The organism is uncultured Cetobacterium sp. (genome assembly GCF_947038635.1).
Lineage (GTDB): Bacteria > Fusobacteriota > Fusobacteriia > Fusobacteriales > Fusobacteriaceae > Cetobacterium_A.
The window spans coordinates 1-3721 of the sequence record NZ_CAMQXC010000164.1 but is presented as its reverse complement, the minus strand read 5'-3'; the positions used below and the strand labels follow the sequence as shown (position 1 = coordinate 3721).

Sequence of the window (3721 nt, the reverse complement as noted above, 5' to 3'; positions counted from 1 at the left end):
AATTAGTATAGCTATTGTTTCTCTTTTAGGAGTAATTTTTGGAGAGGTTTCTCTACCTAGTATGATTTTATCATCTCCACCAAGTATAGCTCCTGTTGCAATGAAACTTAATATTATTAATGTTTTAAGACCATCTCTTCTTGGTGCTATATTCTCATTTATGTTTATAGATCTTTTTGACTCTTTAAGTGTTCTTTTATCTTGTTATAAAGAGATTCCTTTTAGAAATGAAGAGGAAAGAAAAAAAGGTCTTGGAAGAATGCTTTATGCTGATGTTATCTCAACTATGATTGGTTCTTTACTTGGAACAAGTACAGTTACTACTTATGGAGAATCTGTTGCTGGAATCACAGCTGGAGCTAGAACAGGTTTAGCTTCAATTGTTACAGGTTTATTATTTTTACTTTCACTTTTTGTTTCACCTTTAGTTGAAAGTGTTCCTGTATTTGCTGTTGCTCCATCTTTAGTTATTGTTGGAATTTTTATGTTTAGAAAAGTTTCATATTTAAACTTTAAAGATATGAAAGAAGCTATTCCAGCTTTTATGACAATTATTCTTATGCCAATGACTCATAGTATTGCCATTGGTTTAAGTTTTGGATTCATCTCTTATATTGTTATTAACGTAGTTTGTAAAGAGTATGATAAAATCTCTAAAACTCTTTGGATTATTGGAATTTTATCTTTTGTTAATATAATTTTATAAATCTAAAGGAATTTTTTACTTAAATTAGTAAAGTAGATTAGAGTCAGACAAATACAAAAATTAGAAGATTTTTTAGCGGGTATTCCTTAAGGTTTGCCCGCTAAACTTTTAAGGGAGTTATATAATATGAAAAATCAAATATTTGAAACTTTAAAGCCCTATCTTGGAAAAGTAATCTCTGCACTAACTCTTAAATCTACAGAATCTATAATTGATTTAACTCTTCCCCTTATTATGGCAGATATTATCGATAAAGGTGTTATAAAACAAGATCTTAATTATATTATATCTAAAGGTTTATTTATGATTGCAGTAGCTACCTTAGGTTATATTAGTGCAATTATTTGTAACTACTACTCTGTCCAAGCTTCTCAAGGTTTTGGAAAAGATTTAAGAGAAAAAATTTTTATAAAGATACAAGGTTTTAACTTCAATCAATTAAACCGCTTTACTCAAGCCTCTCTTATAACTAGAGTTACTCAAGATGTAACTCAAATAGTTATGACTTCTTATATGTGTATGAGAATGGTTGTAAAAGGACTTGTCACAGGTATTGGAGCTGTTATTATGTCTTTTATAATTAATCCATCTCTTTCTACAATACTTCTTATTATAGTTCCTGCAACTGTCTACCTAACGTATTTTTATATGAAAAAATCTATTCCTCTTTATACTGAACTTCAAATTAGACTTGATAAACTCACACAAATAATAAGAGAGAATCTTGTAGGAATTAGAGTTATCAAAGCTCTCGTTAGAGAAGATACTGAAAAGAAAAAATTTGAAGATAGAAATACTAGTTTTGCTGAAAAAAATATAGAATCACAAAACCTTATAGATTCTAGAAGTCCTTTTATAGCCTTGCTTTTAAACTTAGGTGTTTGTGCCATTCTTTGGTTTGGTGGAGAAAAAGTCAACTTAGGTTCAATAAAAATAGGTGAAGTTGTAGCTTTTATTAACTATATGAGTATGATTCTTTTCTCTCTTAATGCGCTATCTTTTCTTTTTACTCTTTTAAGTAAAACAGTTGTTTCCTCTAAGAGAATCAATGATGTTTTAGAAGAGTCTTCTGAAACTTCAGAAAGCAACGAAGTTTTAGATAATGTAGAATCTAACTTTGCTATAGAGTTTAAAGATGTTTATTTCTCTTATGAGAAAACTTCATCTTGGGTTTTAGAAGATATAAATTTCAAAATAAAAAAAGGAGAAACTGTAGCTATAATAGGTGGAGTGGGCTCTGGAAAAAGTACCCTTGTAAATTTAATTCCACGATTTTATGATGTTTCTAAAGGTTCAATCTTAATTAATGGAATCAATGTTAAAAAATATAACCTTAAAATTTTAAGAGAAAAAATAGGACTTGTTATGCAAAAGACCTTTCTTTTTTCCCAAAGTATTGAGGATAATATACGATGGGGTAAAGCTAGTGCTTCTCAAAATGAAATTGAAGATATAGTTGAAAAATCTCAAGGTAGTGAATTTGTAAATAATCTTTCTGAGAAATATAAAACTAAAGTTGTCAAAGGTGGTATGAACTTTTCAGGAGGACAAAAACAAAGAATTTCTATAGCTCGAACTTTAATTAAAGAGTGTGAAATTTTAATTTTTGATGATAGTTTTAGTGCTTTAGATTTTATAACAGAAGCTAAATTAAAAAAGGAGATTTTAAGTTTAAAAGGTGATAAAACTATTTTAATAATCTCTCAAAGAATATCCTCTATAAAAACCTCTGATAAAATAGTTGTTTTAGATAATGGAAAAATATGTGGTATTGGTACCCACAAAGAACTTTTAAAAAATAGTGAAATTTATAAAGAGATTTGTCAATCTCAAGAGATCTGTTCTAAAGAGGGTGAGTCTTATGAGAGTAAAAAATAAGATTTTAAAAAATCTACTTCCATACCTTTTAGAGCATAAAAAAAAGTTGATTACACTAAGTCTTATCGCTATTTTAGGAAATGGATTAACTTTAATAGGTCCATATCTCATTGGAAAAGGGATAAATATACTCAAGTTTCAAATGTCTAATGCAGATTTTATATCCCTAGGAAAAGTAACTTTTCTTCTTGGAACAGTATATATTCTTGGAGCTTTTTTAACTTTTATACAAAATATAACTATGAATAGAATCTCTCAACAAATAATTTGGCGTATGAGAAAAGAGAGTTTTGAAAAACTTCATAAATTTTCTATAAAGTTTTTTGATAACAACTCTCATGGAAATATCATTAGTATAATGATTAACGATATTGACAATATAAGTAGTTCTATTTCACAAATTGGAACTCAAGTTGTTGTTAGTATTCTTACTATTGTTATAACTTTAGGAATTATGACTTATATAAGTCCTACACTTACACTTGTACAAATAGTTTTAGTTATTATAACTGGAGGTTTTCTACGAAAACTAACTCTTAAAAGTCGTGAAAAAATGAGAAAGCAACAACGATATTTAGGAGAGTTAAGTGGATATGTAGAGGAGATGCTTATGGGAGAGATTGAAATTAAATCCTTTACTTATGAAGAGAATGCTATTCAAAACTTTAAAAACCTCAATGAAAAATATAAAGAAAATGCTGTAAAAGCATATTTTTTTACTGGTTTTAGTTACCCCTCTTTAAACTATATTGGAAATATTGGATATGCTCTTATTGTACTTATTGGTTCTATTTTTATTTTAAATAATGAAATTACCTTAGGGGGTCTTTCAAGTTTTATAATCTACTCTAGAATGTTCAATCGACCAATAGCTAATATTTCAGATGTTTATAGCATTATTCAAACTGTTTTTGTTAGTGCTGAAAGATTTTTCTCTTTAGTCAATCAAGAGGAGGAAAAGGAAACAGGAAATAAAAAAGTAGCCATAGAGAAAACAAAAGGTGATATACAGTTTATAGATGTAACATTTGGATACCAAAAAGATCAAAAAATTATTGATAACTTCTCTTTTGAAGCTAAACCTGGAAATATGATCGCTATAGTTGGACCTACTGGTGCTGGAAAAACTACTATAGC

The 3721-nt window shown here is 28.2% G+C and carries 3 protein-coding genes; all 3 read left to right on the top strand.

The window, feature by feature from the left end:
• Positions 1-706 (top strand): NCS2 family permease (locus Q0V08_RS11055; protein WP_297434748.1); only part of this gene is annotated, 706 nt, incomplete at its 5' end.
• A 126-nt stretch (positions 707-832) separates the two neighbouring features.
• A complete protein-coding gene (locus Q0V08_RS11050) occupies positions 833-2584 on the top strand; it encodes an ABC transporter ATP-binding protein (RefSeq protein ID WP_297434746.1) in 1752 nt (583 codons plus the stop codon).
• Positions 2568-3721, top strand: a 1154-nt coding sequence (locus tag Q0V08_RS11045; RefSeq protein WP_297434744.1) for an ABC transporter ATP-binding protein, incomplete at its 3' end; no start/stop codon positions are given. The genes Q0V08_RS11050 and Q0V08_RS11045, both read left to right, overlap by 17 nt.

Coding starts and splice junctions, on each gene's coding strand:
- Q0V08_RS11050 (WP_297434746.1), top strand. CDS start 833: ATGAAAAATCAAATATTTGAAACTTTAAAGCCCTATCTTGGAAAAGTA.